This window comes from Telluria sp. GW821-FHT07G12, assembly GCF_059418525.1.
This window is the reverse complement of sequence record NZ_JBWKQA010000009.1, coordinates 70,786-95,414: the sequence shown is the minus strand read 5'-3', so window position 1 is coordinate 95,414 and position 24,629 is coordinate 70,786. Positions and strand designations below refer to the sequence as shown.

The window sequence follows — 24,629 nt, the reverse complement described above, 5'->3', positions numbered from 1 at the left end:
GACCGCATGATCCCCGGCGAATACTTTCTGGAAGAGGGCGAGATCGTTCTGAATGCCGGCCGCCGCACGCATGTGCTGACGGTGGCGAACGCCGGCGACCGTCCGATCCAGGTCGGCTCGCACTATCACTTCTACGAGGTCAATACGGCCCTGCGCTTCGAACGCGAGGCGGCGCTCGGCATGCGCCTGAACATCGCAGCCGGCACCGCGGTACGCTTCGAGCCGGGCCAGCAGCGCACCGTGGAGCTGGTCGAACTGGCCGGCGCGCGGGTGGCGGTCGGCTTCCAGGGCCGCGTGAACGGTCCGCTGCCCGGGCAGGAGGCGTCCGCATGACGAGCATCTCGCGCCAGGCCTATGCCGACATGCTCGGCCCGACCACGGGAGACCGCATCCGCCTGGCCGACACCGGCCTGCTGATCGAGATCGAACGCGACTTTGCCGTATACGGCGAAGAGGTCAAATTCGGCGGCGGCAAGGTGATCCGCGACGGCATGGGCCAGTCGCAGCTGCCGCACGCGCAGGTCATGGACACGGTCATCACGAACGCCGTGATCGTCGACCACTGGGGCATCGTCAAGGGCGACATCGGCATCAAGGACGGCCTGGTCGCCGGCGTCGGCAAGGCCGGCAATCCGGACATCCAGCCCGGTGTGACCCTGGCCATCGGCGGCGCCACCGAGATCGTCGCCGGCGAAGGCATGATCGTCACCGCCGGCGGCGTCGACACCCACATCCATTTCATCTGCCCGCAGCAGATCGAGGAAGCGCTGGCCTCCGGCATCACCACCATGCTGGGCGGCGGCACCGGGCCGGCGGTCGGCACCGCGGCGACCACTTGCACGCCCGGCCCCTGGCACATCCACGCCATGCTGGCGGCCGCCGACGCCTTCCCGATGAATCTCGGTTTCTTCGGCAAGGGCAACGTCAGCCGTCCGCGCCCGCTGGAAGAGCAGATCGAGGCCGGCGCGGTGGGCCTGAAACTGCACGAGGACTGGGGCAGCACCCCGGCCGCGATCGACAACTGCCTGGCGGTGGCCGAGCGCATGGACGTGCAGGTGGCCCTGCATTCGGACACCCTGAACGAGGCCGGCTTCCTGGAGTCCACGCTGGCGGCGTTCAAGGACCGCACCATCCACACCTTCCACACGGAAGGCGCGGGCGGCGGCCATGCGCCGGACATCATCGCCGCCGTCGGCCAGGCCAACGTGCTGCCCTCGTCGACCAATCCGACCCGTCCGTATACCGTCAACACGCTGGACGAGCACCTCGACATGCTGATGGTCTGCCACCACCTGGACGCCGCCATCGCCGAGGACGTGGCCTTTGCCGAATCGCGCATCCGCCGCGAGACCATCGCCGCCGAGGACATCCTGCACGACCTCGGTGCGATCTCGATGATGTCCTCCGATTCCCAGGCCATGGGCCGGGTCGGCGAAACCATCCTGCGCACTTGGCAGACCGCGCACAAGATGAAGGCGCAGCGCGGCCCGCTGGAAGGCGACTCGGACCGGAACGACAACGCGCGGGTGAAACGTTACGTGGCCAAGTACACGATCAACCCGGCCATCACGCACGGCATCGCGCATGCGGTCGGCTCCATCGAAGCCGGCAAGATCGCCGACCTGGTGCTGTGGCGGCCCGCCTTCTTCGGCGCCAAGCCCTCGATGGTCATCAAGGGCGGCATGATCGCGGCCAGCCTGATGGGCGACCCGAACGCTTCGATCCCGACCCCGCAGCCGGTGCACTGGCGGCCGATGTTCGGCGCCTACGCCGGCGGGCTGAAGAAATCCTTCACCTTCGTGTCCCAGGCCGCCTACGACGACGGCATCGCCGCGCGGCTCGGCCTGGCGAAGACCGTGATGCCGGTGCGCGGCACGCGCGGCCTGCGCAAGCACGACATGATCCACAACGGCGCCACCCCGCACATGGAGGTGGATCCGGAGACCTATGAAGTGCGGGCCGACGGCCGCCTGCTGGTGTGCGAACCGGCGGCGGTGCTGCCGCTGGCGCAGCGTTATTTCCTGTTCTAGCACGAGGAGCCTGACCATGTTATCCCTGCATACCAAGACTGCGCGCGCTGACTCCAGCCCCGATGTGGCCGTCAATGAGCTGATGGTCCTGACCTGGGACCAGCGCGAGCGCTGCCGCCAGCGCGCCCGCCTGGCGTCCGGCGAAGAAGTCGCGCTGTTCCTGGCGCGCGGCACGGTGCTGCGCGATGGCGACCTGCTGAGCGGCGAGGGCGGCCGCGTGGTGCGCGTGATCGCGGCGCCCGAGCCGACCTATTTGGTGCGCTGCGTCGATGCCGCGATGCTGGCGCGCTGCGCCTACCACCTCGGCAACCGCCATACCCAGGCCCAGGTCGGCCCCGGCTGGATCCGTATCCGCGTCGATCCGGTGCTGAAGGAGATGGTGCTGGGCCTGGGCGCCCAGGTCGACGAAGAGCTGGCCAAGTTCGAGCCCGAGCCGGGCGCCTATGCCGGCGGCCATGGGCACGGGCATGGCCACGCGCACCCCGGCGCGAGCCTGCTGGCGCCGGTGCCGGTGCGGCAGAAGATCCACCGTCCAGAGGCCGCCGCCGCTGCCGGCGTGGAGCGCGCATGAACGCGGCCGGCCTGCTGCACCTGCTGCAGTTCGCGAGCCCGGCGCTGCCGGTCGGCGGCTACAGCTATTCGCAGGGACTGGAAGCGGCGCTGGAAGAGGGCTCGGTGCATGACGCCGTCAGCGCCCGCGCCTGGATCGCGCGCGGCCTGCACGAAGTGATGGCGCAGTGGGACGCGCCGCTGTTCTGGCGCCTGCTCAAGACCTTCGCGGTGCGCGACCATGCCGCGGCCAGGATGTGGAGCGAATGCTTCCTGGCCTCGCGCGACACCGCCGAGTTCCGCGCCGAGACCATCCAGATGGGTTATTCGCTGAGCCGCCTGATCGCCGAACTGGGCGTGGCCGATGCCGGGGTGCTGGGCGAGGAAGCGCCCCTGCCGGCCGCCTTTGCCTGCGCGGTCGACGGTCTGGGCATCCCGCACGAGGAAGCGCTGCTGGCGCTGCTGTTCACCTGGGTCGAGAACCAGGTGCTGGTCTGCGTGAAGTCGGTGCCGCTGGGGCAGGTGGCCGGACAACGGCTGCTGCTGTCGCTGCGGCCGGACATCGAGGCGGCGGCGCGCACCGCCCGCGAGCTGGAAGACGGCGCCATGTCGAACTGGACGCCGGGCCTGTCCATGCTGTCGATGCGGCACGAGGTGCAGCACGGGCGGCTCTACCGTTCATGAACAAGGAAGGAAGAACACCGATGGAATCGAACCCCCTGCGCGTCGGGATCGGCGGACCGGTAGGCTCCGGCAAGACGGCGCTGTGCGAGATGCTGTGCCGGCGCATGCGCGCCGACTACGACATGGCCGTGATCACCAACGACATCTACACCCGCGAGGACATGGACATCCTGCTGCGCGCCGAAGCGCTGCCGCCCGAGCGCCTGATGGGCGTCGAGACTGGCGGCTGCCCGCACACGGCGATCCGCGAGGACGCATCGATCAACCTGGAAGCCATCGCGCGCCTGCAGGCCGAGTTCCCGGCGCTGCAGCTGGTGCTGGTGGAGTCGGGCGGCGACAATCTGGCCGCCACCTTCAGTCCCGAGCTGTCGGACCTGACCTTGTACGTGATCGACGTCGCCGGCGGCGAGAAGATCCCGCGCAAGGGCGGCCCGGGCATCACGCGCTCGGATCTCCTCATCATCAACAAGACCGACCTGGCCCCGTATGTGGGCGCGAACCTCGACACGATGGCCCGCGATGCGAGGGCCCAGCGCGGCAGCCGGCCCTTCGTGTTCACCAACCTGCGCACGGGCGAGGGCGTCGACGAAGTGGTCCACTTCATCCGCGAGCAGGGCCTGCTCGATCACTGACAAGGAGAATCCATGAAGTACACGATGCGAACCGCGGCGATGCTTGCTGCCGGACTGGTGGCGGCGATGACCGCGCTGCCGGCGCTGGCCCACCCGGGACACGCCGCGGACAGCGGCGTAGTAGCCGGCCTGCTGCACCCGCTGACGGGGCTGGACCACCTGCTGGCATTGCTGGCGCTGGGACTGTGGAGCCGGCAGCAGCGGCATGGCGTGGTGCTGCCGCCAATCTTCCTGGTGCTGATGGCGCTGGGGGCGTCTTGCGCGGGGATGCTGGCGGGCGGCATGCTGCCGGCGCTGGAAATGTCGATCGCCGCCACCGTGCTGCTGCTCGGCGCCCTTGCGGCGGCGCCCCTGCGTGTGCCGCCGCAGCTGGCGGTGGCGCTGGCGGGCCTGTGCGGTTTCCTGCACGGTCTCGCGCATGGGCGCGAACTGGCGGGGATGGACAGCGGCGCCGGCTTTCTGCTGGCCAGCGCGCTGGTGATCGGCCTGGGGATGGTCGTGCAGTCCGACGAGCGGCGCCGCCGGATGGCGGGCGCCGCGATCGGCGCCGCGGGCTTATGCCTGCTTGCGGGCGTCGTCTGAACCCGGCTCGGCCAGGCGGATCGGCGCCGCATCCTTCGGGTACTTGGCCTGCACCCCTGCGTAGACGGCGGCGATCGCCGCCATGTCCGTGGCTTCGTCGCCGGTCAGGGTAATCGACCGGGTGACGTCGACGACCTTCCGGCCGTAATCGATCGATACCAGCAGCACCGGCACCTTGGCCGCCAGCGCGATGCGGTAGAAGCCGCTCTTCCAGTAGGGGCGGTAGCCGCGCGTGCCTTCCGGCGTGATCGCCAGCCAGAACCATTTCGAGGACAGCATGTCTTCGGCCAGGCGGCGGATTGCGCCCTGCGGTGCGCTGCGGTCGACCGCGACACCGCCCCAATAGCGCATGACAATACCCATCACGCCGCGGAACAGCGAATCCTTGGCCAGCCAGCGGAAGTGCAGGCCGACCGCCCACTTGGCCAGCAGGCCGACGAAGAAGTCGATGTTCGAGGTGTGCGGATAGACGACGGCGATGCCGTGCGGGCCGGGCAGCGGCTGGAAATACACGTTCCAGCCGATCAGGTTCAGGATGCGCAGGGCGGTGCGCTGGCCCCAGGTTGGCAATGTGGCCGGGCGCAACAGGTGTTCTTGCATTATCAGTCTCTCAAGCGGACGTCTTCATTGCGCCCTGGAAAATAAACGGGGGATTCTATAGCGGGAAAAAACCCGGGACAAGTAAAAAGACTGGAAGCGTTGTAGCGGCGTCGGTATCATCCCTTGCCAATGCAGCAAGCCTGCACTTTGTTCAATTAGGGATTTAACGATGGACATCAAGATTTTTCACAATTCGCGCTGCGGCACCTCGCGCACCACGCTGAATGCGCTCCGCGAAGCCGGCCACGAACCGGAAGTGGTCGACTACCTGGCCAACCCGCCCGGACGCGAGCAACTGAAGAAAATGATCGCGGACGCCGGCCTGTCGGTGCGCGAGGCGGTGCGCAGCAAGGAGGCGCTGTACGGCGAACTGAGCCTGGACGGCGCCGACGACGAGGCCCTGCTGGACGCCATGGTGGCGAATCCCATCCTCATCAACCGGCCCTTCGTGATCACGCCGAAGGGTGTGCGGCTGTGCCGGCCCTCGGAGCTGGTGAACGAGATCCTCTAAGCCTGCGCTAATGCTGGCAGGCGCCGATGTCGACGGCGTCGGTCTGCCCGCGTGACTTGCCGTAGAAGTCAGGGCCGTCGGCGCCATGCTCGAGGCCCTTGCCGATCGCCGGCGAATCCCCTGCCAGGCGGAAGTCCGGCGTGCCGTTGCGCGAGTAGCTGAGGAAGCCGGGCGCGGCGGCGATGGTGCCGGCGTGCCGCATGCCCTCGGCCAGCCGCCAGTCCGCCTCCTTGTTGCCGAACACCAGGTTGTTGCGGTAGCTGTTGTGCTTGCCTGTGGCGCCCTGTTCGGAGATGCCGTAGCGGTTGTCGTACACGATGTTGTTGAACACGTGGGTGTTATCGTTCGGCCCCTTGGTGTGATAAAAATCCCCACCGCCCACCAGGATGCCGGTGTTCGAGGCCGTGATCGTGTTGTTGACCACGATGACCTTGTGCGCGTCGTGCCACAGGTGAATGCCGGCCTCGGCGACGCGGTAGACGATGTTGTTGCGCACCGTCCCCGGCGTGTTCACGTAGATCCCCTGTACGTAGCGGCAGCCCGTCGGGCCGATGTCGTGCACGCTGTTGCCGATCACTTCCGAATACATGCCCTTGTAATAGCTGTCGACCCCGATGCCGGAGCCGCCCTTGCTGGTGCAGGGCAGTGTGGTGGCGATGTGGTGCACATGGTTGGAGGCGATGCGGTTGTAGGAGCCGCCGCTGTAGATGCCGGTGGTCCAGGGCTGGCCCTCCGTGCGCGGCGAGCCGTCGACCTCGAAGCCCTGGATGTCGACGTAGCTGGCGCGGTTGTCCCAGGCCATGTCGCTGCCGGAGATGGGCGGGGGCACCAGCCGCGCCTGCCAGCGCTCCGTCGAGCGGAACACGATGCGGGCATTGGCCATGCCGTTGATGCTGGTACGGAAGCCGCCCTGGTAGGTGCCGGGGAGCACGTTCACGGTGGTGCCCGGCGTGACCAGCTGGGCCGCCCGCGCGAGCGAGCGCAGCGGCGCGGCGCGGGTGCCGGGATTGCTGTCCAGGCCATCCTGCGCCACCCACAGCTCGGTCGGCACCACCTGGGGCGTGACCGCCACCGGGTGGTTGTCCTTCACGGTACAGCCGACCGCGGCGAGAGCCGCGCAGGCGCACAGCATGGTGATCATGGGGGAATGTGTCGGTGTCATGGTCGCGCTTCATGCGGGAGCTAACCGGTCCAGTGTGCGCCTCCCATCTGGCATGCAAAGCCGCCTGCCTCAATCTCGCCCTTGAGCACACGCAAACCCTGGGTTATCGTGGTCGTACAACACAAAGGAGGCCGTCTTGAACAGTTTGCTTTTACCTTCGGGAAGCCGCATCCCTGTGCTCGGCCAGGGCACCTGGTACATGGGCGAGGATCCAGCCGCCCGCAAGGACGAGGTGGCGGCCCTGCGCCTCGGGCTGGACCTGGGCGTGACCCTGATCGACACGGCCGAGATGTACGGCGAGGGCGGCGCAGAGGAAGTGGTGGGCGAGGCGATCGCCGGCCGCCGCGACGAGGTGTTCCTGGTCAGCAAAGTCTACCCGCACAATGCCGACCGCCGCGGCGTGCAGGTCGCCTGCGAGCGCAGCCTGCGGCGCCTGGGCACCGACCGCCTTGACCTGTATCTGCTGCACTGGCGCGGCAACGTGCCGCTGGAGGAGACCCTGGACGCCTTCGTGCGCCTGCGCGAGCAGGGCAAGATCCGCGATTTCGGCGTCAGCAACTTCGACCTCGAAGACATGCTGGAAGCGGCCGCGCTGCCCGGCGGCGAACTGGTGGCCACCGACCAGGTCCTGTACAACCTGACCCAGCGCGGCATCGAGTGGGAGCTGCTGCCGTGGTGCCGCGAACGGGGGATCCCGGTGATGGCCTATTCGCCGCTGGAGTCCGATCCTGCCTCGCAGGCCGGCATGCTGCGCAATCCGCAGCTGACGGAGGTGGCGCGCCGCCATGGCGTCACGCCGGCCCAGGTGGCGCTGGCCTGGCTGCGCCAGGATGGGGTGGTGGTGATTCCGAAGGCGGTGCGGCCGCAGCACGTGCGCGAGAACCGCGCAGCGCTGGATATCGTCCTGACACCCGAGGACCTGGCCCAGCTCGACGCCGGCTTTCCGCCGCCGCGCCGGCGCCGGCCGCTGGCGATGCGCTGAAGCGTGCCGGCGCTCAGGCTGCAGCCGGCAGCGCCGCGCGTAGCCAGTCCAGCAGGGCGGGTGAGGTGAGCGGGCGGCTGAACAGGTAGCCTTGTCCCTTGGCGCACTGCTGGTCGCGCACGGCGGCGGCCTGCGCCTCGGTCTCGATGCCCTCGGCCACCGTGTTCATGCCCAGGCTCTGCGCGACCTTGACCGTGGCTTCGATCAGCACGCGGTGGTGCTGGCTGGTGTCGGCCTGGCAGACGAAGGAACGGTCGATCTTGACCGTGTCCACCGGCAGCTGGTGCAAACTCGACAGCGAGGAATAACCGGTGCCGAAGTCGTCCAGCGCCAGCGTGATGCCGATCGCCTTCAGTTCGTGCAGGCGGTCCTGCACCTGCTGGTCCTGGGCCGCCAGGCTTTCCGTCACTTCCAGCTGCAGCTGCGATGGGTGCATGCCCTCAAGGTCGAGGATGGCGCGCACCGTCGCCGGCCAGTCGGGCTGGCCCAGCTGCGCGCGCGACAGGTTCACCGCCAGCAGGCGCGGCGCCTGCTGGCCGAGCTCGCGCTGCCAGGCCATGAAGTCGCGGCAGGCGCGGCGCAGCACGAAGTCGCCCAGCGCCCCGATCAGGCCCGATTCCTCGGCCACCTGGATGAATTCGAAAGGCGGGACCACGCCGCGCGCCGGATGCTGCCAGCGCACCAGGGCTTCCACGCCGGCCGAGAAGTCGGTGCCGCCGTCCGCGCGCAGGCCCACCACCGGCTGGTAGACCACGAACAGCTGCTCCTCGACCAGGGCCAGTCTCAGGTCCGATTCGATGTCGGCGCGGCGTGCGGCGCGTTCGCGCATGGCCGGCTCGAACAAGGTGCAGTGATTGCCGCCGGCACGCTTGGACTCGACCATGGCGATGCTGGCGTCGCGCAGCATCTCGCCCGCGAAATCGCCGGCGTCGGCGCCCCAGACCAGGCCCATCGACAGCTTGCACGTCACGTCCTGGCCGCTCGGCAGCTGGTGCGGGCGCGCCAGCGCTTCGAGCAGGCGCTGCGCGATCTTCTGGGCATCCTCGCGCGAACGCAGGCCGTCCAGCAGCACGGCGAATTCGTCGGCGCCGATGCGGGCCGCCATCTGGCCGCTGCCGGCCTGCGGGTCGATACGGTCGCTGGGCGGGCGCAGGGTGGCGCGCACACGCTCGCCGATCTGCACCAGCAGGCGGTCGCCGGCGCTCTGGCCGAGGGCGTCGTTGATCTGGCGGAAGCGGTCGCAATTCATGAACAGCAGCGCGAAGCCGCTGCCGCCGGGCGCCCGCCCCAGCATCTGCTGCGCCTGTTCCAGCAGCGCCTCGCGGTTCGGCATGCGGGTCAGGGCATCGGTGCGGGCGGCCGTCTTGAGGCGCTTCGCCATCCTTTCCTGCTCGCGCTGCACCTCGAAGGTGGCATCGGTGACCACCGCCATCAGGCGGCTCGGGTCCAGCTTCAGCACCGACAGCGACAGCCATTGCGGCGCGCCCGGCGTGGCCGCATCGCCCAGCTGCAGGCGCAGGCCTTCGCAGACGGAGCCGGAGGCTTCGCTGAAGCTTTCGGTGAGTTCACGCAGCTGCGGCGCCACGCCCTGCAGCACGGTGAACAGATTGTCCATGCTGCCGTCGCGCACCAGCGGCATCAGCAGGCTGGACGACATCGGATTCAGCATGTCGACCGTGCCGTCGAGGCTGCACTGCACCAGGCCGATCGGGGCACGGTACAGGAAGGCCACCAGGGCTTCGTAGGCGTCGAGGGTATTCGGCTGGTTTTCAGGCTGCATCGGGTTCTCCGCTCCAGCACTCGATTCGGTTGCGGCCCTTCGCCTTGGCGGCGTACAGGGCGCGGTCGGCGCGCTTGATCAGGGTGTCGAGGTCGATGGTCTCGCCGGCGGCGCTGGCGGCAATGCCGGCGCTGACCGTGTACGCAATCGAGGCGCCTTCGACGCTGACCGGCTGGCCTTCGACCAGCTGGCGCAGGCGCTCGGCGACGGCGGCAGCGCCGGCCAGGGTCGAGGAAGGCAGCAGCACGGCGAATTCTTCGCCGCCCACGCGCGCCACCACGTCGACCTGGCGGAAGGTCATCGCCAGCGCGGCGCCCAGCTGGCGCAACACGCGGTCGCCGGCCGGGTGGCCGTGGCGGTCGTTGATCTGCTTGAAGTGATCCGCGTCGAACAGGATCAGGGCAGTCGGGCGCGGCGTGCGGCGGTTGCGCGTCAGCTCCAGTTCGGCCGCCTCGAAGAAGGCGCGGCGGTTGGCGACGCCCGTCAGGTGGTCGCTGAACACCGAGCGGCGGCGCGTGTCGATGGCGTCGCGCTTGTCGCTGATGTCGCGCAGGACCAGGCAGTAGGCCGGCTCGCCGTCGGCGATGGCGTCCGGGTCGCGGTCCGGCATCGGCGAGATCATGGTGCTGCCGAAGAACTCGGTGCCGTCGAAGCGCAGGCGCGGACCTTCGTCCAGGCTCCAGCCGTTGGCATCGGCTTCGCGCAGGCGGTCGAGGACCAGGTCCGGGGTGGTCGACCCTTCGGGATAGAACACGGAATAGGGCTGCCCGACCACCGCGTCCGTGAAACCGGTGACGCGGACGATGGTCTCGTTCCAGTCGCTGACGCGGCCTTCACGGTCCAGGCCCACCAGCGCGTAATCGCTGATGCTGGTGAGGAGGGCGTTCAACCAGGCGTCGCTCTGGCGCAGCTGGCGTTCGCGGCGCACCTGCTCGCTGACGTCCGACAGCACCGCCATCAGGCGCGCGCCGTCCAGCTTCAGGAGGCTGAGCGACAGCACCTGCGGCACGCGCAAGCGCTTGCGCGGGCCGCCGCTGTTCAGGTGGATGTGCAGGCCGTCGCAGATCATGCCGCTCGGGCGGGCAAACTCGGCGCACAGGTGGCGCAGTTCGGGCGCGACGTCTTCGAGCGCGGTGAACAGGTTGGTGAGGCAGCCGTCGCGCGACAGCGGCATCAGGAGCTGGGCCGAGATCGGGTTGATCATCGCGATCTCGCCGTCGATGGCGGTCTGCACCAGGCCCACCGGGGACAGGTACAGGAACTGGATCAGCGCCTCGTGCTCGGCCGCCAGCTGGGCGTGCGCGTCGTCGCTCACAGCTTGCGCTGCACCAGTACGTAACGTTGCTCGCTGCCCGGCTCGGCCAGCAGGCGCAGCTTCACCTTCACCGGGCGCATGCGCAGGGTCAGCACGTAGTCGATGGTGTCGTCGAGCGTACTGCCTTCATCCTGGGCATCCTCGAAGCGCTGGGCCACCATGAAGTTGTTCAGGCAGGGCGCGACGTTGGTGAACAGCGGCTGGCCCAGCACGCGCGGCGCGGTCAGGCCGGCGGCATCGGACTCGGTCTGGTTGTATTGGCAGACCTTGGTCTCGCCGTCGAAGGCGATCACGCCGAAGTCGAGGCGGTCGAGTTGTTCGGGGTTCAGTTGCGCCAGCTGGCCGTGCAGGCCGGGTGCAGCGAAAGTCAGGTCGGTGGCGGCATTCATGGCGGCTTTTTAGGAAAAGTAGAAGTGGTGTTGCAACTAAGAAACGAATGGTGACATGGCGGTATGGGTCTGTCAAATCAATCGTGCGCGCCTGTGACATTGATGCAAGAGGGCGCAGATTGACAGGCGGCCGGGCAGCCTGCACCATCTGCGGCGCTCTGGATAATATAGACAACACATGACGAATTTCGACTGGTGGGAGAACGAGCACGCCGTGCTGCGCGTCGTGAGCGACGTGCTGGCGGCGGAGCTGGCGCAGGCCAGGCCCGGACGCATGACGGCGCCGCAGCCCTGGCCGCGCGAACTCGACTTCGTGCGCGAGCTGGGCGCCGATTCGCTGGAGCTGCTGGGTATGGGCACAGCGCTGGCCGAGGCCCTGCACCTCGAGCGCGCCGGGGTGGACGAGCGCCTGCTGGCGCGGCCTCGCCTGGGCGACTGGGTGGATTCAGCCCGGGACAGTCTGCGGCTTGACGCGGGTGCGCTGACATTCCGCACCTCGGGCAGCGCCGGCAGCCCGAAGCGCTGCACACATACTCTCGCGCTGCTGTGGCAGGAAACCCAGGAACTGGCGCGCCTGCTGCCGGGCCGCCGCCGCATCCTCAGCCAGGTGCCCAGCCACCACATCTACGGCTTCCTGTTTACCGTGCTGCTGCCGCGCGCGCTGGGCATGGCCGGGGAGGTGCTCGACCTGCGGAGCGCGACCCCGGCCACCGCCCTGCGCGAGGCGCGGCCCGGCGACCTGATCGTGGCCCATCCAGGCTGGTGGGAGCAGGCCGCGCGCCTGGGCCCGCGCTTTGCCGACGACGTGATAGGCGTAAGTTCGACCGCGCCATGCCCGGACCCGCTGGCGCAGGAACTGGCGGATGCCGGCCTGCGCCTGCTGCAGGTGTACGGCAGTTCGGAGACTGGCGGCGTCGGCTGGCGCTTCGAGGCGGGCGCCGCGTTCACCCTGCTGCCGTACTGGTCGCGCGTCGATGCGCCGGCCGAGCTGGCGCGCACGCTGCCGGATGGCGGCAGGGCGCGCTATCCGCTGCAGGACAAGCTGGCATGGGACGACGAGCGGCGCTTCCAACCGGCGGGACGAATCGACGCGGCGGTGCAGGTGGGCGGCGTGAACGTGTTTCCGTCCTATGTGGCGGAGGTCTTGTGCATGCATCCGCGTGTGGCCGAGGCTGCGGTGCGTTTGATGCGGCCGGACGAGGGGCGCCGCCTGAAGGCCTTCGTGATCCCACGGGATGCCGCCGATGACGCCGGCCGCAAGGCGCTGCGCGTCGAGCTGCTGGCCTGGTGCGCGGAGCGTTTGAACACCGCCGAGCGGCCGGCCGCGATCAGCTTTGGCGAGCGCCTGCCGCGCCAGGCCAACGGCAAGCCGTCCGACTGGATTATTGATTCGATATAGGGCCGGAAACGATCGCCGGCATGTAAGCATCCAAAAACTCCGGCGGCATGCGGCGCGGCTTGCCGGCCGCGATGTCGATGCAGACCAGGTCCCAGCGCCCGCGCAGCACCGTGGCGCCGTCGCTGTTGCGCACCAGCTGGAAGCGGCGCTCCATCGCCAGCTTGCCGTCCCCGCTCACCAGCCAGGTGGCGAGGGTGAGTTCTTCGCCCGCGAAGGTCGGCAGGATGTAGTCGTATTCGCCGCGCCGGATCGCCATCGCGCGGTCCAGGCGCCGGTAATCCTCCAGGCTCAGTCCCAGTTGCTCCGAGTGGGCCCAGCCGATCTGCTCGCACCAGCGGACGTAGACGGCATTATTGGTGTGGTTCAGCCCATCGATGTCGGCGGCCTCGGGCACGCGCGGCAGTGTGAAGGGGTGCGGATAATCCCAGTTCAAGATGCTTCCTTCCTGGCGGTTGCGGTCGGGCCGGCCATTCTACAGGCCGTCCATGCCACACGCCAGGAAGCGGTTTCCGACCTTGGCAACAGCACCGGCGCCGCCTAGCCGAGCTCCAGCAGCAGCGGCTGGTGGTCGGAGCCGCGCGCCATGTCGCCGATGCGCAGCCCGCGCACGCGCGGGGCCAGTTCGGCGCTGACGAAGGCATAGTCGAAGGTGAAGGGCGATCCGCCGCTGTCGTACAGCCCGACCGTGGGCTCATGCGGACGGCCGGGATGCGCCAGCGCCCAGGCGTCGCGCCAGGGCGGTGCATGATCGCGGGTGTCGTCCTCGAAAGGCGCAAGCAGGGCCTGGTGGGAGCCCGAGCCCGGCAGCATGTTGAAGTCGCCGAGCAGCAGCGCCGGCGCGGGCCGCGGCACGAAGGCGAAGGGCGAGTCCGGATCGCCGCCGGGCCCGGCGTCGCTGCGCGGCTGGCGCGCGTGCGACCAGGCTTCGCGCTGCAAGGCGCGCAAGGCCTCCACCTGGGCCAGGCGCTGGCGCTCGGAAGAGTACTCGAGGTGGGCGTTCAGCAGGCGCAGCCGGCCCAGCGGCGTGTCCAGCGTCACCTCGAGCACCACCCGCGGCATGCTGGGCACGGCGTCCGCCGGCCATGGCAGGCTGTGGCGCAGCACCTGGACGATGGGCCGGCGCGAGAACACCATGCTGCCCAGCCTGCGGCGGCTGCCGTTCGGCGCCAGGGTGTCGACCGCATAGGCGCTCGCGCAAGGCCAGTCGGACAGGCGCCGCGCGAGGCCGGCGAACTGGTCGCCGCCGGGACTGCCGTCGCGCGCCCTGAAGCCGCAGGCCACTTCCTGCAGGCACAGCACATCGGCATCGGGGGCGAAGCGGTCGAGACAGGCCAGTACGCCGTCGAGGTCGGCGCCGCCGGCCGGTGAGCGTGCGGACTGGATATTCCAGGTGAGGACACTGAACATGGCTGCGCCTTGAAAAACGTCGAGGCCCTCAGGCTAAAACATGGCGCGCGAACGGGGCTGATCCGGCTCAGGCGTGCGCCGGGGAACATCCGGACGCTTATGTGGTCAAGCATTCGTCCATTGCAGGAGTATCGATGTACACGATGATTTTGTTGCTGTACCTGCAGTCGGGCCTGGACGTGACCCTGGACCAGGCCAATCTGCACGGCGAGTTCAAGAACAAGGCGTCTTGCGAGGCCATGGCGGAAAAACTGCGCGGACCGATCCCGATTCCGCGCAACGTCCAGGCCGCATGGCAGGACGTCATGTGCATCAAGCTGAACCCGAACGTGAGCGTCAATCAGATGAAGCCGGTCGAGCTGGGCCGGCTGCTGCAGCAGAACCCGCCGCTGGGCTGCCAGGCGGAAGGGGCGTGGGCGCGGGTGGCCGAGATGTGCGCGGGGCCGGCGACGCCGCAGGAGCCGCCCGCGCCCGAGCCTGAGCGCGGGGGCAGGCGCTGAGCACGGCTTACAGTTTCAACTCCAGCGTCGCGCGCAGGGTCGGCGAACCGAGATACACGGTGCGGCTGCGCTGGGTGCCGTTGCCGGCCACGGTGTAGCTGCTCTCGTTGATGTAGTCCTGGCCCAGCAGATTGGAGGCGGCCAGGCGCAGCTGGGTCGTGGGGTTCAACTTCCACAGTCCGTACAGGTCGAGGTCGCGGCGCACGCTCTCGTAGCTGACCTGGCTGGCCGACACCCGCACTTCACCGCCGTTCTTGAAGACGAAGCTGCCGCCGGCGCTGAATGCCCCTCGCTTGTAATCGGCGCCCAGCGTGGCGGACAAAGGCGTCTGGTCGAGCAGACGGTTGTTCGGTCCGGGAACGCCGTCGACGCTCGACCAGTTGCGCGACAGGTTGGCGCGCAGGTCGAGCGCAGTGCCGGTGTCGATCACGGCCTTCAGCGGAAACTTGGTCTCGAGCTCGAGCCCGCGCGTGCGCGCATGGCCGGTGTTCACGAGACGCGACACCCAGCGGCTGTCCTCCAGCACGGTCAGCCTGCGCGTGTTGTTATCGATGTTGCGCGCCGAGGCGCTGACCGATACCAGCGCGCCCTCGGCCCAGTAATGCTCCCAGGCGGTGTCGACGCCGAGCGCCAGCTCCGGTTTCAGGTTCGGGTTGCCGATCGAATCGGGATCGGTCTGGCTGTTGTTGACCGCGTTGAAGCGGCGCGGGATCAGGCTTTGTACGACCGGCGCGCGGTAGGTGCGGGTCAGGGCGAAGCGCAACTGGTCGCCCTTGGTTCCGGGGATCTTGTACAGGGTCTGAAACAGGGGACTGAGCACCTTCGAGCGGTTATGCACGGTGGCGAAGGTGTGGCCCTCGACCCGGGTCCGGATGCCTTCCCAGCGCGCGCCGAGGTAGACCGACCACTGCGGCGTGACGTTCCATTCGTCCTGGCTGTACAGCGCCAGGCGCGTGAGATTCGCGGTGTTGTACTGGTCACCGTCAGGCAGGGATACGTCGGGCTGGTAGTAGTCGCGGTCCAGGCGGGAGTCAGGTGAGGTCAGGTAGCCGCCGTCCCAGCCGAAGGCGAGCGCGTGGCCTTCCCAGCTGGCGCTGGTGAACTTGCCCAGCGTGCTCAGGCCGTGCACGCTGTTGTGCACCAGGAGCACCTCATGCAGGGCGCCCGCATGGTCGCTGCTGGCGCCCGTGCGGTATCTCGCAACGGGGTTTTCACCTGCGGTCGCCGTCAGTTTGGCGTCGAGCTTGGCGCCGGAAGCATACTTGTGCGTCCAGTTGACTTCCTGGCGCAGCAGCTTCTGGACGGCGCTCGAGGTCTCGACCAGGTCCGGATAGGCCGGCGGCATCCCCAGCACGGTGTCGACCAGGGTATGGACTTCGTTGTGGAAGCGGTTGACGTTGGCGAGGGTCTGGAAGATCAGGGTGTCGCCGTTCTCGAACTTCCAGATCAGGCGCGGATTCAGGTTGAGCATCGTGATGCCGCCGCTCTCCGGTAGTTGGGCCAGGCGCAGGCCGTCTTCGATGCCGGCCGGATCGGTGTGCTCTTCGACGTTGTGGACGGTGCGCGAGAAGTGCTCGCGCCTGACGCTGGCCGTGAGCGACCAGGACAGCGCGCCCGCCTTGTCGCCGAGCTGCAGGTCGATGTTCGGTCCCTTGAAGTCGCGCGCATGGGAATAGCCGAGCTTGAGTTCACGCTGCCCGGCCTTGACGGTCTTCTTCAGCACGATGTTGATGGTGCCGGCAATCGACTGGGTCGAGAACTCCGCGCTGGCGGCGCGCAGCACCTCGATGCGTTCGATCAGGTCAGGGGCCAGGGTATCGAGCGTGAAGCCGGGCGGCGCTTTCTCGCCGTTGATCAGGATCTGGGTGTAGCCGCCACCCAGCCCACGCATGCGCACCTCGCTGCCGCGCCCGCCGCTGCCGCTGACCGTCACGCCGGGCACGCGCTTGAGGACGTCGAGCAGGTTGGTGTCGCCGTACTTCAGGATTTCGTCGCGGTTGACCACGATCTTGGCGGCGGTGTCGTCCCGGCGCGGATCGTAGGCTTCGAGCGCACCGTGCACCTGGACCTGCTGTGTCTTGTTGTCCCTGGCCGCGCCGTCGTCCTTGGCAGTTGCGGTCTGTTGCGCGTGGACCGGGGCGGTGCCGAGGGTGGCCGCGACGGCTGCGGCAAGCAGCTTCTTGCGAAGCAAATGGGGGGCGCTGGACACGATGCCTTAAACCTCGGGGAAGTTGAGTATGCTGAACAGTAGCATTCAACATTGCTATTAGCAAGAACTCAATACTTCCAGCTCATGTGGCTCGCGCTTAGTCCTTTTTCCACTGCGCGCCCTTGGGGCAGGGCACGTCGCCCGCTTCATTGGGAAGCAGCATGCCGCGCATTCCGAGCGGGCCGATGCTGCCGCTGCGGCGGCAGATGGTGGCGTTGCCGATGCGCTTGCGATAGGTGATCACGCCATCCGGCGAGGTGTAGCTGTCTTCGTAGACGGCTTTCGAGCGGTCGTTGTAGGCCTGTTCCAGACCGCGCCGGAAGCGGCCCATCGGCGTGTCCGGCTCGTCCGGAACGCCGGATTTCCCCTTGCGCAGCTCGCGGTCGATGCGGCCGGCCTGGCGTTTGGCGAGATTGAGGCCGAAGCCGCCCTCGGCTTCCTTCTGCTCGCGGATCGCATCCTGGACGGTGGCGGGTGCGCGCGCATCGTCGAGCGCGGGCGCGGGCGCGGGCGCGGCCGTCGTCGCGGCAGGACCCGGGGCAGGTGCAGCAGGCGCGGCTGTATCGTCGGAGGGCAAAGCTTTGAGGGACGCTGGCGGCCCGTTGAGGAAACCGGTTGGCGGCGGCAGAGCTCGGGGCCGTGGCGGCGGAAGGGATGTTTCTACGGGTGGGGGAGCGGGCTTGGGCTGAGTCGCCGGAGGCCGCAGCAGGATGGACACCACCTGCGGCATATTCGGCACAGGCAGGGACACCGGCCGCTGCCGCATCCAGGCAAACAAGGCCAATATATGCATGCAAAAAATCAGCGCCAGCGCAGTCCGGTTCCTGTTCGGGAAACCTGCCGCGCCGGCGCCGTAGTGCATGCGGCGTGTCCGCTTACTTCGCCGTCATCGCCTGCTTGATGGCGACGCAGCGCTGGTCTTCTTCCAGCGTGCCGGTCAAGGCGCGGCGGGTGCCGGCGGACAGGTCCTTCATCTGCTCGCTGGCCGCCTGCAGGCGCTTGACGCTGGCCGGGGTGCAGCTGGCCGGGATCATGCTCGGGCCGTAGGAACGCATGAAGACCGGGCCGGCGGTCTTGTCCAGTTCCTGCAGCTTGGCCAGGCGCTGGTCGGCGGTCTGCTCGGCCAGGGCCTTCTGCTCGGCCGGATACAGGCTGCCCATGGCCGTACGCACCTTCGAGAAGGGCAGCTTGGTCTTGGTGTCCTGGATGGTGCCCAGCCACTCGGCTTTCACCGCCGGGTCAGGGCGCAACACGGTTGCCGCCAGGGCCGCGGACTGGCCGCTGTCCGACTTGTCGCGTTCCTGCTCGGCCTTCACCAGCTCGGCCGCACCCGGATAGTCGAAGCGGTTCAGGCGCGCGATGATGGACCAGCGCAGGTCCTGGTTGATGGTCAGGCCGTCGAGGGTCTGCTTGCCGTCCAGCAGTGCGGCGAGGCGGTCGAGGGCCGGGCGCGAGCTGGACATGCCGAGATAGGTGCCGAACCAGCGGCGCTGGAAGTCGTCATTGCCCTTCGCGGCGACGGCGGCATTCCAGGCCATGTCCTCGAGCTGGCGGCCGGCCTGCTGGGTGTAGGCGCCGTTCGGGTCGCCGGCGGTCAGGTAGTACTTGGCGGCGCCGACCTTGCCCAGCACGTCGCCGAGCAGGGTGTAATCCTTCTCCTGCGGCGCGTTGTTCAGCGCGGTGGTGATGAATTCGTTCAGCGGCAGCTTGGCATCGCGCACGCCGTCCCACAGGCTTTGCCACAGCATCGCGCGCAGCAGCGGATCGTCGACGCCGGCCAGGCTGGCGCGCGCGGTGTCGAAGGAGCGCTTGTCCAGCTGGACCTTCACGAAGCCCCAGTCCTCGAAGTTCGGGTAGACCAGGTCCGGGCAGGACGCGCCCACCATGCCCGGCACCGTGGTCTTGGCGCCCTTGTAGATGATGGCGATCTTCTTGTCGAGCTTGAGCTGCTTGCCGTCCATGCGGAAGCTGGCGACCTGCACGCGCTGTTCGCGCAGGGTCGGGAACTGCTTGGTGCCCGATTGCTCGAGGCTGAAGGACTTGATCTTGCCGCCGCTGCAGCTGTAGTTGGCGGCGATGGTGTTCACGCCCGGCTGGTACAGCCATTCCTTGGTCCAGCCTTTCAGGTCGCGGCCGGCGGCTTCGCCCAGGCTGCCGATGAAGTCGTCCAGAGTGGCATTGCGGAACTGGTACTTGACCAGGTAGTTATGGACGCCCTTGCGGAACACATCCGCGCCCAGCAGGTGCCGCAGCTGCATCAGGGTCGAGGCGCCCTTCGAATAGGTGATCGCATCGATGTTGTCGAAGGCATTCTGGGTGGACGGCACCGGTACTTCGATCGGGTGGGTGGTCGAGCTCTGGTCCTGCACGTAGGCGCCTTGCTTGCCGGTGGAGTAGAAGGAGCGCCAGGCGTCCTTGAACTCGGTGCTTTCGGCGGTCGCCAGGGTGCCCATGAAGGAAGCGAAGCTTTCGTTCAGCCACAGGCCGTTCCACCACTTCATGGTCACCAGGTCGCCGAACCACTGGTGGGCCATCTCGTGCATGATCACCGACGCCAGGCTCTGGCGCTGCTGCGAGGTCATGTCGGCCTTGTACATGAAGCCGGCTTCGGCAAAGGTGATCGCGCCGGCGTTTTCCATCGCGCCGTACAGGAAGTCCGGCACCAGGATCTGGTCGTACTTCTCGAACTGGTAGGGGATGCCGAAGTAGTCGTCAAAGAAAGCCAGGCCGGACTTGGTGTACTTGAACCACTCGGCCGGCTTGATCTGCGCGGCCACCGACTGGCGCGCGAACAGGCGCATCGGGTACTTGCCGCTGTTGTCTTCCCATTTCTTGTAGGGACCGGCGTGCATCGAGAAGTTGTAGGGGCTGAGCTTCTTGGTCTTCGGGAAGGTCCAGCGCTTGGCCTCGCCGTCCGCTTCGACCTTGGTCTCGCGCGTGGTCGAGATCACTTCCCAGTCCGCCGGCACCGTCACGTTGACTTGATAGGTCCCTTTCAGGTCGGGCTGGTCGAACACCGCGAACATCTGGTGCGCGGCGGCCGGCTCGAAGTGCGAGTAGGTGTAGACGCGCTTGTCGACAGGGTCGACCATGCGGTGCAGGCCTTCGCCGTTGGTGCTGTGCGGGCGCTCGTAGACGATCGACACCGTATTGCGGCCCTTGACCAGGTCCTGCGCGGCCAGGGTGACGAACCAGCCGTTGTACTGCGGGGTGACGCTCTTGCCGTTGACGGTGACCGACTTGACGGTGGCCTTGTCGAGGTCGACGGTCAGCGGGGTCGATGCGTCGTTCAGGTCGAAGCTCAGGTTCGTGGTGCCGCCGAAGCTTTCCTTGCCGGTCAGGGTGAAGTCGAGCACGTAGTCGACGTTCGAGACGCGGGCCGCGCGGGCGGCGGCGTCACCCTGGGACAGGAAGGCGTTCTCGGCGCGGGCGGCCATGGTAGTGGCTTGGGCGGCGGGGGTGAAGGCCAGCGCGGTGGCGATGGCGAGCGGCAGCAGACGAAGAGCGGAGATGTTCACGGCGGTCCTTGCGAGGATTAACGAGGAATGGATCGCACAAGAATAGCATGTCAGCAACATTATTCGTATCGGTATGGGAGCCCGAACGGCGAATTTTTGCTAGCTTCAACGGCTGGAAAGGGAAGACGCGACCTTTCGATATATGCATGCATATATCTTGGCGCCATCTTGCGGCGCGGTTGGCTTTCCCTTATGCTTGCGTCGTCGAAAAAGGTGGACCGGCGTGGTGAGCCCCGGTCAGCTCCTGCAGCAGCGGGAGTCAAATTCCAGCCCTGAGGGGCCGCGGACCACGACGGAAGGCGGACGCGCGTCCACTTCCCGTCGACAGGCCGGCCCTCGCCCGATTCGCCGTCCTTCCGTCCCGGGAAGCCTCGCTCGTCCTTCGCCGTGCCTGCGGCATCATCGACAAGGACGATTCATGCAATCCCATCTTTCTACCCATACCCCCGAACGCACCGACGTACTGATCGTCGGCGGCAGCCTGGTCGGCTTATCGGCGGCCCTCTTTCTCGCCTGGCGCGGCGTGTCGACCATCGTGATCGAAAAACACCACGGCAGCGCGGTCCATCCGCGCGCCACCGGATTCACCGAGCGCACGCTCGAGTGTTACCGCGCCGTCGGTATCGGCGATCGGATTCCGCAAGTCGCGCCGGGCATGCGCCTGCGCCGCGTCCGCGCAGTCAGTCTGGCCGGCGAGTGGTACGGCGAGTCCAGCTGGACCCCGGGGCAGGACGGCGCGCATGCCGGCACGGCCTCGCCCTGTAGCGGCGCCGCGATCGCGCAGGACAAACTCGAGCCCATCCTCCGCGCCGAAGCGGCCGTACGCGGGACCGACCTGCGCCAGGGCGTGGAGATGCTCGGCTTCGTGCAGGATGCCGATGGCGTCAGCGTCGAGGTGCGCGAGCGCGACAGCGGAAGGACCTGGACCATTCGCACGGCCTACCTGGTCGCCGCTGACGGCGCGGACAGTCCCATCCGCGAAGCCCTCGGCATCCGGCGCCGCGGCGTCGGCCACCTGCGCACCCTGCGCAGCGTGCTGTTCAGGTGCCGCGAAGCCGAGCCCTTCCTGGAGCGTGGCGTCCAGCAATTCAATATCGAACAGCCTGACTTCCGGGCTTTCCTGACCTCGTACGGCGACGGACGCTGGGTACTGATGTTCGACGACGACAGCGGGCGCGACGAAGTGGAGCTGCGGCGCCTGGTTGGCAGGGCGCTCGGTGCGCCCTTTGCCATCGAGATCCTGGCTACTGGCTGCTGGGAGATGGCCGGCCGCATCGCCGAGCGCTATGCCGAGGGCCGCGTCTTCCTGGCCGGCGACGCCGCCCATCAGCTGCCGCCCACGCGCGGCGGCTTTGGCGCCAATACCGGTATCGAGGATGCGTGGAACCTGGCCTGGAAACTCGAGTGGGTGCTAAAAGGACACGCGGGGCCGCGCCTTCTCGGCACCTATCAACAGGAGCGCGAGCCGATCGGCTGGCTGCGGCATCAACAGACGTTCGCGCGCCCCGACTATGCGTCCTGGGCTGGTAATGCCTTGGGGAATGAAATCCTGTACGGCAACGAGGCAATGGAACTGGGGCAGCTGGTGCGCTCGTCGGCGGTCATCGGCGCAGGGCCGGCGCTGCCGCCGGCGGCACATCCGGATGAGTGGGCGGGGCAGCCAGGCACACGGGCGCCGCATGTGTGGATAGAGCGGGATGGGGCACGCGTGTCGACCCTAGACCTGTTTGGCCGTTCGCTGGTGCTGCTGACGCGGGAGAAACGCTGGATGCAGGCGGCGGCTGAAGTGGCCGGCCGCATGCGGCTGCCGTTCACGGCAATCCGTGTCTGCACGGATGTGGACATCCCGGCGGACGGCAGCTTCGAAGTGCGCTACCGGCTGGGCGAGGAGGGGGCGATGCTGGTGCGCCCGGACGGCATCGTCGCCTGGCGCTCGACGGACCTGCCCGCCAACGCGGGCGAGGTCCTGGAATCGGCGATCAGGCGCCTGATCGATCAGGCCTGAGCCTGCAGCGCCGGATAGTCGATATAACCTTCGGGGCCCGGGGCGTAGAACTTCTCCGGGCGCGCCGGGTTCAGCGGCGCGTTCTGCTTCAGGCGCGCCGGCAGGTCCGGATTGGCGATGAACCACTGGCCCCAAGCAACCGCATCGGCATCGCCCTTGCTCAGCAGCTGCTCGGCGGACTCTTTGGTCATCTTCTCGTTGGCAATGTAGACGCCACCGAAGGCTTTCTTCAGTTCAGGACCGAGCGAGTCGCCACCGACCGCTTCGCGTGCGCAGATGAAGGCGATGCCGCGCTTGCCCAGCTCGCGGGCGACGTAGCCGAAAGTTTCCAGCGGGGTCGAATCGCCCATGTCGTGCGCGTCGCGGCGCGGCGCCAGGTGCATGCCGACGCGGTCGGCGCCCCACACGGCGATGCAGGCATCGGTGACTTCCAGCATCAGGCGCGCGCGGTTCTCGATCGAACCGCCGTAGGCGTCGGTGCGCTGGTTGGTTTTATCTTGCAGGAACTGGTCGAGCAGATAGCCGTTGGCGCCGTGGATCTCGACGCCGTCGAAGCCGGCTTTCTTGGCATTCTCGGCGCCCTTGCGGTAGGCGGCGACGATGCCCGGGATCTCTTCCAGGTCCAGTGCGCGCGGGGTCTCGTAGTCCTTGGTCGGACGGACCAGGCTGACGTGGCCGGCCGGCTTGATGGCCGACGGTGCCACCGGCGTGTCGCCGTTCAGGAAGAGCGGATCGGAAATGCGGCCCACGTGCCACAGCTGCAGGAAGATGCGGCCGCCGGCCTTGTGCACGGCGTCGGTCACCAGTTTCCAGCCTTCGACCTGCTCGTCGGACCAGATGCCCGGGGTGTCGGCATAGCCCACGCCCATCGGGGTCACCGAGGTCGCTTCCGACAGGATCAGGCCGGCCGAGGCGCGCTGCTCGTAATATTCGGCCATCAGGGCGTTCGGCACGCGGCCTTCGCCGGCGGCGCGCGAGCGGGTCAGCGGCGCCATTACGATGCGGTTCGGCAGTTCCAGAGCGCCGACTTTCAAGGGATCAAACAACGTAGTCATCAGTACTCCTGTTCTTGTTGACTGGGAATTCAGTAAGGAGCCGCCATCTTACGACACACGAAAAAATCCTGCCGAGACTGCTCCATTTTTGCTTGGGAGTCACAAATTCCGTGTGGCGAGCGGTGCTATACTTGCCGGCTTTTGTTTGCGGATGAACGGAGAAGATGATGAGTTGGGCGTATCTGGTGATCGCCGGCCTGCTGGAAGTGGGCTGGGCCGTGGGCCTGAAATACACGGCCGGATTCACCCGGCTGTGGCCGTCCGTGCTGACCCTGGCGACGATGGCGGGCAGTGTCGGCATGCTGGGCCTGGCGCTGCGCGCCTTGCCGCTCGGTACAGCCTATGCGGTCTGGACCGGCATCGGCACCGTCGGCACCGCCGTGTTCGGGATGGTGATGCTGGGCGAGCCGGCCGGGGCGCTGCGCCTGCTGTCGATCGGGCTGATCGTGGCCGGTATCGTCGGCCTGAAACTGCTGGCGCCGGCCTGAAGCTTCAGGGCTGCGCGGCCCAGTAAGCAAAGATGCGATCCAGTTCGCCATCGGCCTTGAGCTTGTCGATGGCGGCGCCCAGCATGGGGGCGAGGGCCGGATCGGCCTTGCGGCTGACCCAGAAATAGGAAGCTTCGGCGCCCAGCACCACCGGCAGAACGCGCACGCGCGCCTCCAGCTTTTCGCTGCGCAGGTAATGTTTCAGGGTCAGCTCGTTGACATAGGCAAAGCGGCCATGCCCGCCCAGCATCTTGTGCAGGTTGAGGCGGTTGTCGTCGCTGGCGTCGTCGACGCGCACGCCGGCCGCCTTCAGTGTGTCCGTGAATACCGAGCCGCGCTGGCTGGTGACCAGCGCCCCCAGGCGCACCAGGTCCTGCATGTCGCGCACGGCGGCGGGATCGCCGGCGCGGGCCGCCAGCATGTGGCGGGTGAGGTACACGGATTTGCCGACCGGCACCGCGATCGCGCGGCGCCGCGGTGAGGGGATCAGCGCGCAGGCAGCGTCCAGGCTGCCCGTTTCCAGGCCGTTCTCGATCCCCGGCAGCGAGCGGCTGCGGCGGTAGCCCGTGAAATGCAGGCGCGGCTCGACCCGTTCGATGGCGGCCATGATGTCCGGGCAGATGCCGGCCGCCCGCTCCGGCAGCTGGAACCATTTCGGGGCGATCGCCTCCTGGGCCGCGACGCGCACGTCCATGCCCGACGTGGCGCCGCTTGCCGCCAGGCCGAGGGCGAACGCGAGCCGGCGCCATGCCGCATTTTTATCATTCTTCATTGTTATCGTTCTTATTTTTGCAAGCCGCAGGATTGTCGCACGAAGCGCCTATACACTGCG

24 protein-coding genes are annotated in these 24,629 nt (G+C 67.8%); 12 read left to right on the top strand and 12 right to left on the bottom strand.

The window, feature by feature from the left end; all coding sequences use genetic code 11:
* Positions 1-6: 6 nt before the first annotated feature.
* Genes AC07PE_RS25180 through AC07PE_RS25155 form a run of 6 tightly spaced genes read left to right on the top strand, consistent with a single transcriptional unit; the run spans position 7 to position 4,477 of the window.
* Positions 7-333 carry an urease subunit beta gene (locus AC07PE_RS25180; protein WP_498769714.1) on the top strand — a complete coding sequence of 109 codons (327 nt, stop codon included), beginning with the start codon at positions 7-9 and terminating at the stop codon, positions 331-333.
* Complete coding sequence (gene ureC / locus AC07PE_RS25175) at positions 330-2,030, top strand: urease subunit alpha (protein ID WP_498769712.1); 1,701 nt, start codon at positions 330-332, stop codon at positions 2,028-2,030. The genes AC07PE_RS25180 and ureC overlap by 4 nt, the downstream gene beginning before the upstream one ends.
* A gap of 16 nt (positions 2,031-2,046) precedes the next feature.
* Positions 2,047-2,601 (top strand): urease accessory protein UreE, encoded by a 555-nt coding sequence (gene ureE / locus AC07PE_RS25170; RefSeq protein WP_498769710.1) that lies wholly within the window; start codon positions 2,047-2,049, stop codon positions 2,599-2,601.
* Positions 2,598-3,263 carry an urease accessory protein UreF gene (locus AC07PE_RS25165; protein ID WP_498769708.1) on the top strand — a complete coding sequence of 222 codons (666 nt, stop codon included), beginning with the start codon at positions 2,598-2,600 and terminating at the stop codon, positions 3,261-3,263. The genes ureE and AC07PE_RS25165 overlap by 4 nt, the downstream gene beginning before the upstream one ends.
* 20 nt (positions 3,264-3,283) lie before the next feature.
* A complete protein-coding gene (gene ureG, locus AC07PE_RS25160; RefSeq protein WP_498769706.1) occupies positions 3,284-3,895 on the top strand; it encodes an urease accessory protein UreG in 612 nt (203 codons plus the stop codon).
* Positions 3,896-3,907: 12 nt separating this feature from the next.
* Positions 3,908-4,477 carry a HupE/UreJ family protein gene (locus AC07PE_RS25155; RefSeq protein ID WP_498769704.1) on the top strand — a complete coding sequence of 190 codons (570 nt, stop codon included), beginning with the start codon at positions 3,908-3,910 and terminating at the stop codon, positions 4,475-4,477.
* On the opposite strand, the gene AC07PE_RS25150 is transcribed toward AC07PE_RS25155, so the two are convergent.
* Entirely contained in the window at positions 4,451-5,077 is a 627-nt protein-coding gene (locus AC07PE_RS25150) for a 1-acyl-sn-glycerol-3-phosphate acyltransferase (RefSeq protein ID WP_498769702.1), read from the bottom strand. The two genes, AC07PE_RS25155 and AC07PE_RS25150, sit on opposite strands and share 27 nt — an antisense overlap.
* Before the next feature lie 169 nt (positions 5,078-5,246).
* Here AC07PE_RS25150 and arsC point away from each other — a divergent pair, with 169 nt between their 5' ends.
* Complete coding sequence (arsC, locus tag AC07PE_RS25145) at positions 5,247-5,588, top strand: arsenate reductase (glutaredoxin) (RefSeq protein ID WP_498769700.1); 342 nt, start codon at positions 5,247-5,249, stop codon at positions 5,586-5,588.
* A gap of 7 nt (positions 5,589-5,595) precedes the next feature.
* On the opposite strand, the gene AC07PE_RS25140 is transcribed toward arsC, so the two are convergent.
* Entirely contained in the window at positions 5,596-6,750 is a 1,155-nt protein-coding gene (locus AC07PE_RS25140; RefSeq protein WP_498769698.1) for a DUF1565 domain-containing protein, read from the bottom strand.
* A 136-nt stretch (positions 6,751-6,886) separates the two neighbouring features.
* Here AC07PE_RS25140 and AC07PE_RS25135 point away from each other — a divergent pair, with 136 nt between their 5' ends.
* Complete coding sequence (locus AC07PE_RS25135; RefSeq protein WP_498769696.1) at positions 6,887-7,732, top strand: aldo/keto reductase; 846 nt, start codon at positions 6,887-6,889, stop codon at positions 7,730-7,732.
* A 13-nt stretch (positions 7,733-7,745) separates the two neighbouring features.
* On the opposite strand, the gene AC07PE_RS25130 is transcribed toward AC07PE_RS25135, so the two are convergent.
* From AC07PE_RS25130 to AC07PE_RS25120, 3 genes are read right to left on the bottom strand one after another with little or no spacing between them, the layout of a single operon-like run.
* On the bottom strand, positions 7,746-9,512 hold the full coding sequence (locus AC07PE_RS25130; RefSeq protein WP_498769694.1) for a putative bifunctional diguanylate cyclase/phosphodiesterase: 1,767 nt from the start codon (positions 9,510-9,512) through the stop codon (positions 7,746-7,748).
* Positions 9,502-10,827 (bottom strand): sensor domain-containing diguanylate cyclase, encoded by a 1,326-nt coding sequence (locus tag AC07PE_RS25125; RefSeq protein ID WP_498769692.1) that lies wholly within the window; start codon positions 10,825-10,827, stop codon positions 9,502-9,504. The genes AC07PE_RS25130 and AC07PE_RS25125 overlap by 11 nt, the downstream gene beginning before the upstream one ends.
* Positions 10,824-11,216, bottom strand: coding sequence for a phosphonate transporter (locus tag AC07PE_RS25120; RefSeq protein ID WP_498769690.1), 393 nt, complete (start codon positions 11,214-11,216; stop codon positions 10,824-10,826). The genes AC07PE_RS25125 and AC07PE_RS25120 overlap by 4 nt, the downstream gene beginning before the upstream one ends.
* A 178-nt stretch (positions 11,217-11,394) precedes the next feature.
* Between AC07PE_RS25120 and pcl the strand changes: the two genes are divergently transcribed.
* On the top strand, positions 11,395-12,615 hold the full coding sequence (pcl, locus tag AC07PE_RS25115; protein ID WP_498769688.1) for a 4-coumarate--CoA ligase: 1,221 nt from the start codon (positions 11,395-11,397) through the stop codon (positions 12,613-12,615).
* On the opposite strand, the gene AC07PE_RS25110 is transcribed toward pcl, so the two are convergent.
* Positions 12,599-13,048 carry an acyl-CoA thioesterase gene (locus AC07PE_RS25110; protein ID WP_498769686.1) on the bottom strand — a complete coding sequence of 150 codons (450 nt, stop codon included), beginning with the start codon at positions 13,046-13,048 and terminating at the stop codon, positions 12,599-12,601. The two genes, pcl and AC07PE_RS25110, sit on opposite strands and share 17 nt — an antisense overlap.
* Positions 13,049-13,152: 104 nt before the next feature.
* Complete coding sequence (locus AC07PE_RS25105) at positions 13,153-14,022, bottom strand: endonuclease/exonuclease/phosphatase family protein (RefSeq protein ID WP_498769684.1); 870 nt, start codon at positions 14,020-14,022, stop codon at positions 13,153-13,155.
* A gap of 134 nt (positions 14,023-14,156) precedes the next feature.
* Here AC07PE_RS25105 and AC07PE_RS25100 point away from each other — a divergent pair, with 134 nt between their 5' ends.
* Complete coding sequence (locus AC07PE_RS25100; RefSeq protein ID WP_498769682.1) at positions 14,157-14,522, top strand: hypothetical protein; 366 nt, start codon at positions 14,157-14,159, stop codon at positions 14,520-14,522.
* A 7-nt stretch (positions 14,523-14,529) separates the two neighbouring features.
* Here the strand turns inward: AC07PE_RS25100 and AC07PE_RS25095 are convergent, their stop codons facing one another.
* From AC07PE_RS25095 to pepN, 3 genes are all read right to left on the bottom strand, one after another.
* Complete coding sequence (locus AC07PE_RS25095) at positions 14,530-16,731, bottom strand: TonB-dependent receptor plug domain-containing protein (protein WP_498769680.1); 2,202 nt, start codon at positions 16,729-16,731, stop codon at positions 14,530-14,532.
* A 97-nt stretch (positions 16,732-16,828) separates the two neighbouring features.
* Complete coding sequence (locus AC07PE_RS25090) at positions 16,829-17,308, bottom strand: hypothetical protein (RefSeq protein WP_498769678.1); 480 nt, start codon at positions 17,306-17,308, stop codon at positions 16,829-16,831.
* A gap of 298 nt (positions 17,309-17,606) precedes the next feature.
* Positions 17,607-20,249, bottom strand: coding sequence for an aminopeptidase N (pepN, locus tag AC07PE_RS25085; protein ID WP_498769676.1), 2,643 nt, complete (start codon positions 20,247-20,249; stop codon positions 17,607-17,609).
* A 418-nt stretch (positions 20,250-20,667) separates the two neighbouring features.
* Between pepN and AC07PE_RS25080 the strand changes: the two genes are divergently transcribed.
* Complete coding sequence (locus tag AC07PE_RS25080) at positions 20,668-22,254, top strand: FAD-dependent monooxygenase (protein WP_498769674.1); 1,587 nt, start codon at positions 20,668-20,670, stop codon at positions 22,252-22,254.
* On the opposite strand, the gene AC07PE_RS25075 is transcribed toward AC07PE_RS25080, so the two are convergent.
* A complete protein-coding gene (locus tag AC07PE_RS25075) occupies positions 22,245-23,309 on the bottom strand; it encodes an alkene reductase (protein WP_498769672.1) in 1,065 nt (354 codons plus the stop codon). The genes AC07PE_RS25080 and AC07PE_RS25075 overlap by 10 nt on opposite strands.
* Before the next feature lie 167 nt (positions 23,310-23,476).
* Here AC07PE_RS25075 and sugE point away from each other — a divergent pair, with 167 nt between their 5' ends.
* Positions 23,477-23,797, top strand: coding sequence for a quaternary ammonium compound efflux SMR transporter SugE (gene sugE / locus AC07PE_RS25070; protein WP_498769670.1), 321 nt, complete (start codon positions 23,477-23,479; stop codon positions 23,795-23,797).
* A gap of 4 nt (positions 23,798-23,801) precedes the next feature.
* Here sugE and AC07PE_RS25065 read toward each other — a convergent pair whose 3' ends face one another.
* Complete coding sequence (locus tag AC07PE_RS25065) at positions 23,802-24,569, bottom strand: substrate-binding periplasmic protein (RefSeq protein WP_498769668.1); 768 nt, start codon at positions 24,567-24,569, stop codon at positions 23,802-23,804.
* Between the last annotated feature and the right edge of the window lie 60 nt (positions 24,570-24,629).

Excerpts from the sequence above, each read along its gene's own strand:
- AC07PE_RS25180 (WP_498769714.1), top strand. The coding sequence starts at position 7 with ATGATCCCCGGCGAATACTTTCTGGAAGAGGGCGAGATCGTTCTGAAT.
- ureC (WP_498769712.1), top strand. The coding sequence starts at position 330 with ATGACGAGCATCTCGCGCCAGGCCTATGCCGACATGCTCGGCCCGACC.
- ureE (WP_498769710.1), top strand. The coding sequence starts at position 2,047 with ATGTTATCCCTGCATACCAAGACTGCGCGCGCTGACTCCAGCCCCGAT.
- AC07PE_RS25165 (WP_498769708.1), top strand. The coding sequence starts at position 2,598 with ATGAACGCGGCCGGCCTGCTGCACCTGCTGCAGTTCGCGAGCCCGGCG.
- ureG (WP_498769706.1), top strand. The coding sequence starts at position 3,284 with ATGGAATCGAACCCCCTGCGCGTCGGGATCGGCGGACCGGTAGGCTCC.
- AC07PE_RS25155 (WP_498769704.1), top strand. The coding sequence starts at position 3,908 with ATGAAGTACACGATGCGAACCGCGGCGATGCTTGCTGCCGGACTGGTG.
- AC07PE_RS25150 (WP_498769702.1), bottom strand. The coding sequence starts at position 5,077 with ATGCAAGAACACCTGTTGCGCCCGGCCACATTGCCAACCTGGGGCCAG.
- arsC (WP_498769700.1), top strand. The coding sequence starts at position 5,247 with ATGGACATCAAGATTTTTCACAATTCGCGCTGCGGCACCTCGCGCACC.
- AC07PE_RS25140 (WP_498769698.1), bottom strand. The coding sequence starts at position 6,750 with ATGACACCGACACATTCCCCCATGATCACCATGCTGTGCGCCTGCGCG.
- AC07PE_RS25130 (WP_498769694.1), bottom strand. The coding sequence starts at position 9,512 with ATGCAGCCTGAAAACCAGCCGAATACCCTCGACGCCTACGAAGCCCTG.
- AC07PE_RS25120 (WP_498769690.1), bottom strand. The coding sequence starts at position 11,216 with ATGAATGCCGCCACCGACCTGACTTTCGCTGCACCCGGCCTGCACGGC.
- pcl (WP_498769688.1), top strand. The coding sequence starts at position 11,395 with ATGACGAATTTCGACTGGTGGGAGAACGAGCACGCCGTGCTGCGCGTC.
- AC07PE_RS25105 (WP_498769684.1), bottom strand. The coding sequence starts at position 14,022 with ATGTTCAGTGTCCTCACCTGGAATATCCAGTCCGCACGCTCACCGGCC.
- AC07PE_RS25100 (WP_498769682.1), top strand. The coding sequence starts at position 14,157 with ATGTACACGATGATTTTGTTGCTGTACCTGCAGTCGGGCCTGGACGTG.
- AC07PE_RS25080 (WP_498769674.1), top strand. The coding sequence starts at position 20,668 with ATGCAATCCCATCTTTCTACCCATACCCCCGAACGCACCGACGTACTG.
- AC07PE_RS25075 (WP_498769672.1), bottom strand. The coding sequence starts at position 23,309 with ATGACTACGTTGTTTGATCCCTTGAAAGTCGGCGCTCTGGAACTGCCG.
- sugE (WP_498769670.1), top strand. The coding sequence starts at position 23,477 with ATGAGTTGGGCGTATCTGGTGATCGCCGGCCTGCTGGAAGTGGGCTGG.
- AC07PE_RS25065 (WP_498769668.1), bottom strand. The coding sequence starts at position 24,569 with ATGAAGAATGATAAAAATGCGGCATGGCGCCGGCTCGCGTTCGCCCTC.